Source organism: Gemmatimonadota bacterium (assembly GCA_026706345.1).
Lineage (GTDB): Bacteria > JAAXHH01 > JAAXHH01 > JAAXHH01 > JAAXHH01 > JAAXHH01.
The window spans coordinates 1-4,962 of sequence record JAPOYX010000260.1; the positions used below are offsets into that span (position 1 = coordinate 1).

4 protein-coding genes are annotated in these 4,962 nt (G+C 59.8%); all 4 read right to left on the minus strand.

Going from position 1 to position 4,962, the window contains the following annotated elements:
• Nucleotides 1-1,323 (minus strand): DEAD/DEAH box helicase (locus OXG98_18175; GenBank protein MCY3773937.1); only part of this gene is annotated, 1,323 nt, incomplete at its 3' end.
• 61 nt (nucleotides 1,324-1,384) lie between these two features.
• Nucleotides 1,385-1,957 carry a hypothetical protein gene (locus OXG98_18180; GenBank protein ID MCY3773938.1) on the minus strand — a complete coding sequence of 191 codons (573 nt, stop codon included), beginning with the start codon at nucleotides 1,955-1,957 and terminating at the stop codon, nucleotides 1,385-1,387.
• Between the two features lie 92 nt (nucleotides 1,958-2,049).
• Nucleotides 2,050-3,048 (minus strand): type I-D CRISPR-associated protein Csc2, encoded by a 999-nt coding sequence (locus tag OXG98_18185; protein MCY3773939.1) that lies wholly within the window; start codon nucleotides 3,046-3,048, stop codon nucleotides 2,050-2,052.
• Nucleotides 3,049-3,085: 37 nt separating this feature from the next.
• Nucleotides 3,086-4,962, minus strand: a 1,877-nt coding sequence (locus OXG98_18190; GenBank protein ID MCY3773940.1) for a hypothetical protein, incomplete at its 5' end; no start/stop codon positions are given.

Sequence of the window (4,962 nt, forward strand, 5' to 3'; positions counted from 1 at the left end):
TGCCGCCCATAACGCGCCCCGCCACGATGCACGCCGGTAGTACCGGATCGTGGCGCCCGGTGTCGAAAAATCGGCATCCGCTTCTTTCCGGGACGGCTCGAACTGCTGCTTCGCGGCTCGCAAAATTTGGTCCGAGAAATCCTGGACCGCGAGCTGCGCGCTCGCGTCAACGATATCCCGGACCGGTCGTATCCATGCAAGCCGACCTTGCGTCCGTTCTGGCAGTGACACGACGACCCTTCCGTTGTCAGCACCGCGCGATACCCGTCCGATGCGCTGCACGAAGCTCGCCGGCCCAAAACCCGGTTCCATGAACATGAGCGTGCTGCGAAACGTAACGCCGACCTCTACGGTCGAAGTGCATAACAAGGCATCGAAACTGTGCGGATCCTCGTATCTCTTTCCACGATGTGGCTCACCCGGGACACGTCTGGAGTCATCGATGGAGTTGACTGCCAGGATCCTCTCGTCGTTTATGCCCGCTTTACTCAAGACGCCTCGCACTTCGAGCTCGTCCTGCTTCAAGCGCTGAAGAGAGTCATAGATGACTATGACGGTGCGTCCATCGACGATTGAATCCTGCACGGCCTCTGTATTCCGCTTGACGACATCCAGAAGGGAGCCGGCATCCGTCGATAGCAAGACATCTCCATGGATCGGGCGATGGCCCGGCGGGTGTCCATCGGCAATCTCCTCGGAGATCATCTCAATTTCGCTCCGACCCACCCCGGCTTGCGCGAGGACTCCGGTCACATCGATCGGCGTCGCTGACAACAGCGACACTTTGCACTGCTGTTCCCGCACCGCCAGCAACGAAAGCAAGCAGGCCAAACCGAACGCACGGTCGTCGATAGTGTGAAATTCGTCGAAGACGATATGGTCGAAGCGACGCACGTAGAGGAAAGGATTGATGGCGCTAGCTCCCGTGAGTCGAATCCCCGAGATCAACCGGACCACGACCTCGGGGATTGCGAAGATGACCTTACCCTCGGAACCCCCGCCACCCTCCAGGAGCTGCCTGACGCGCGCCAAAGCAAGACTCTCGCGCCCGTCGCCGACCTGATTGCCCGACCACTCGATGACGTGCTCATCAAGCCAATCTGCGCACTGCGCCTCACTCACACCACGCCCGCGTAAACGTTCGCATGCCTGCTCGCGTGCCTCCCCGATAAGGTTTTGCAGAAGGCGCTTAGTGGGGACGATGAATAATACCTGCGCGCCTTCATCCAGAACCGCCCGCATGAAGGCGTAGGACTTGCCCGAACCCGTTGGCGCCGACACCAGCCGAACGAAGCGTTCCGAGTGCAGCAATGCCTCCTGCATGGGCGAAAGGCCGCTGGGAAGTATCGGAACCGAGTGCGATCGGATGATCATTGGCCTGAGGTCAATTCCAGCCGGCAGTAATATTGAGCGCAGTTTCTGCATCCAGCGCCCGGCTAGGCTGAATGTTATGCAGTCGGTAGGGGCCGGCCGGCAGATCGTTTCCCGGATCGAACAGTCGCGCGGTATGAAGGTTGAGGTGGACAGCCGGATGGTAGTCAATGCGTTCCAGAAGGCCGGCGCCGTTTCGTCCCAGTCCGAGTCGAACAACCAGCCGGTCCAGCTGCCCGCCGTAAGTTTCGCGCGCAAGGCGCAGCGGATCCACATGCAGAAAGCTGCCGTGAAATACCGAGCCCGCGGCAACTTCCTGGACATGGTAATAATCCTTGATGTTGCCGCTGCTTCTTGCAGTGTGAACGCTTTTCGGCATGCCGCACTCGGCATCGAGGTTGAGGCGTCGCGCCAGCGGGCGGTTGAGACGGTTGTTGTCTCCGAGGAAGAGAGTTGTCTTGAACGGCAGGACGGCAAGATGCGCCCGATAGTCCGGAACCGAAGGCAGACAGGGCGAGCGCGGCGCCAACCCTAACGACGCCGCGGTCGCGAAGGCCATGGCAGTGTCGGTGACCACATCGTTCAAAGTGGATGTCCCCGATGGCGCGGCAAGGCCATGCCACGCCCAAGGGGACAGTGCAGTAAGCCGAAACGGGAAGATCGCCCCATCCACGGGAATCACGCCTTGCTCGGTGTGAAGTGCTGCTTGAACAGATCGGCGATCCTTGGGGCAGCCTCCTCGTACCGTTGGCGCAGTTCCGGTGCGTCTCGTTCGAAAGAATCGACTAGCTGGCGCTGATGTGCGGACGCCTCCTCGGTGTTCGCATAAGTTTGATACTCCGCACCCATAGCCTGCACGATTGCTGATGCCAACTCCCCTGCCGATGTTTGGGAATCCCCCAGTGCTCGAAGCAGTTCATAGGGTGAAGCAATTGGCGACTCAAACCGCGAAGCAAAGACACCGGCGACATGTGTGCGCACATTGACCCCTGTAACGGAGGTCTGGCCTCCGTAGGAGCCGGCAAGGCCAAGGCTGAGCAGAAGGTGGTCCAGCCCGATCGGCGGAAGCTGGCGACCGTTGCTGGTGAGAATCTGGATCAGGAGTGTGCCGGGAGTAACGAAGTGTCGTGTAAACAGATTCTCGGAGTTTTTTTTGCCCTCGGCGTCCCAAAGGGTCCCGGTCTCGTCGCCACGGTGGTGAAAGCTCTCTCCCACCGCGTCCCTGTACGGCACGGCGCTGAGCGCGTCCGAATACTGTACGGCGGCCTTCACCGGCAGTACCTGGGTCCCCCGCATGGCGGAGTCCCCGAATACCAGTGTGTTCAGGTCGAAAGCCTCGCCCACGGGCATCGCATTGCCGACCGCTGTGCGGTTCTGTGGCAATCGCCCACCGACATTCCACGCGCGCAACACCAGCAGCCCCCGGCCGCGTTCTCCGAACTTGAATTTGCTCGGCGTTGCCCGCACCCGCCGTATTCCCTCGCGGTCTTCAATATCCGTGATTTCTTCCTCGGCATTGCGGAAAACAGTCGGAGCCACGACCTCACGGATCAAAGCAATGGCCAAGTGTCCGGCGTTGCGGCGCGACGGCATCAAATAGGTATCTCTACCGTTCGCCCCGACTACTTTCTCGATCAAATCCCCCTCGTTGAGGTAGGGTCTAAATTTATCCAACATCTTGGTCTCCTTGGTGTTTGGGATTTTCCGTACGGAGCTAAAGCGCCTGACCGCGGGCAATTTCAGCTTCCGATTCCGAAATGCCGCGTTCCCGGTACGCTTCAAGCAACGCGAAGCGATAGATTGCTGCTGCCCGGCGCCGCTCTCTCGAGGCAGGCTCCTGTGACCCGAAGACTCCCGCCCATACCCTGTCCGAGAAGTGCTCGGCAAATGTAATGCAGGCGGCGCCGAGTGATTCCTCCTTTTCGTCCGATTCTCGCTTGAACTCATCCTTCCGGTGCTTACTCGCAGCCGCGTCGTTCTTTCTGGCAAGCTCCGCTTCAAGAGTGCCGGCAATTCCCAGTATTAGGGCCGTCCGATCACTGGTCGTCGAACACACCGCCCCAGCGTAGAAATCGAGGGCAATCTTCCAGCATAGAAGCTGCTTACTGGACGAGGCACCGCTTCCCAGCCGCTTCTGGATCCGGGTCGCGAGCCATGCAAGTCGTATCAGGGGATCCTGGTTGTCCTTTAGTGTCACTGGTTCACCTCCGATTTTTCTGATGAGTGAAAGTGCTCGTGAGCGCGTTCTGGATTCGATCAGAGACCACGCGTAATCCTGATCGCCGCTGCCTCTTCGATCCACGGCCAGGCTCCATGCAACGCAAAGCGCGCCCAAATTTGTTCGATAATCGCGGTCGGCAAGCTGTCGCGCCCACTCAATTCCCAGGCCGGGTTTACTCGCCAAGAACTCAAATAATTCCAGACTGCTCAGCGCCATTTCAAGTTGCTCAATGCGCAGGGAGTCCCCGCCTAGCAATTGCCGCAGCCAAGCCGGCAGCGAATCAAAAAAGAAGATTCCCGGATGGCGATGAGGAGAGCCGCGGAAGATATGGATTGGACGCCCGAGCCGCCGGACCGCTGTCAACACTATTCGCAGTTGAGCGACCAGTTCATCGTCCTTGTTGGGCACGGCCTCCAGTCGGGCCACACGAATACGGCGTGTCTGACAATCAAGCCCGTCATAAACGGCGCCTTTCTTGATTTCGAGCCGATTGAGCTCGTTTAGACCCATGGACGTCTCGGACCCTTCGTGTTCAAAGGCGAGTCCGCCGAAAAGTCCGGTGGTGGCTGGCGAAGAGATGAGTGGAGGCAGATCGCCGCTCCCCTTGAATTCTTCCTGCGCCCTACGGCGCAACTGGGACTCCGCGAGACAAACCGGGCACAGATGGGTGTCGCCGGACGGAGATGCCAAGTGGTCGTTGCGTCCGTCGCGGCCGGAAAACGCCGAAGACTTGATGCCATGCGCCCGAGAGGCTGTATTAACGCGACGCAACGCTGCGACCGGCTCGTTGCACAAAATACACCGTTTTGCCTGTCTGTCGATATCGAACGGCTGCACGGCGCTTCCTTTCAGGCACGTCGTAAAGCGCTGTCGCAAGGCGTTCACGATTTCGCTGGACTCGTCCGCAACCTGCGCGGCAAGCCCAGGACGGCAATTGCCGCCATCTATCCAGCGACCCGCAAGCCCTTCGCAGCCGACGATGCGATCAAGCAATATCTGCGCTTCGGTCGGATCTTCTTCAGCCAGCCGCCAAACTTCAGATATGGCCCACAGGGCGAGCAGGATGCGTCGCGCGCGACCGTCCTTCGCAGTCACTTCCGCCACGAGGTCCGGCATTTGCTTGCCCTCGGCTTTCAGTAGATCAAGCAGCTCCCGCTCGCGCACGCTGGCAACCGGCGCTACACCCTTGCCTTGGGCATCCGTGTGGTTCAGAACGATAACCAGAAACACGAGAGCGTGCGCCGGCGCCAAATCCAACTCTCCCTGATCCCCTTGCGGATGGTCGAGGGCCGGCTTGACAGTGGCGCCTGTGTCGCCATCCAGCGGGCTCCACGAACTCGACATGCCCGCGATGTCGAACAACGCATCGA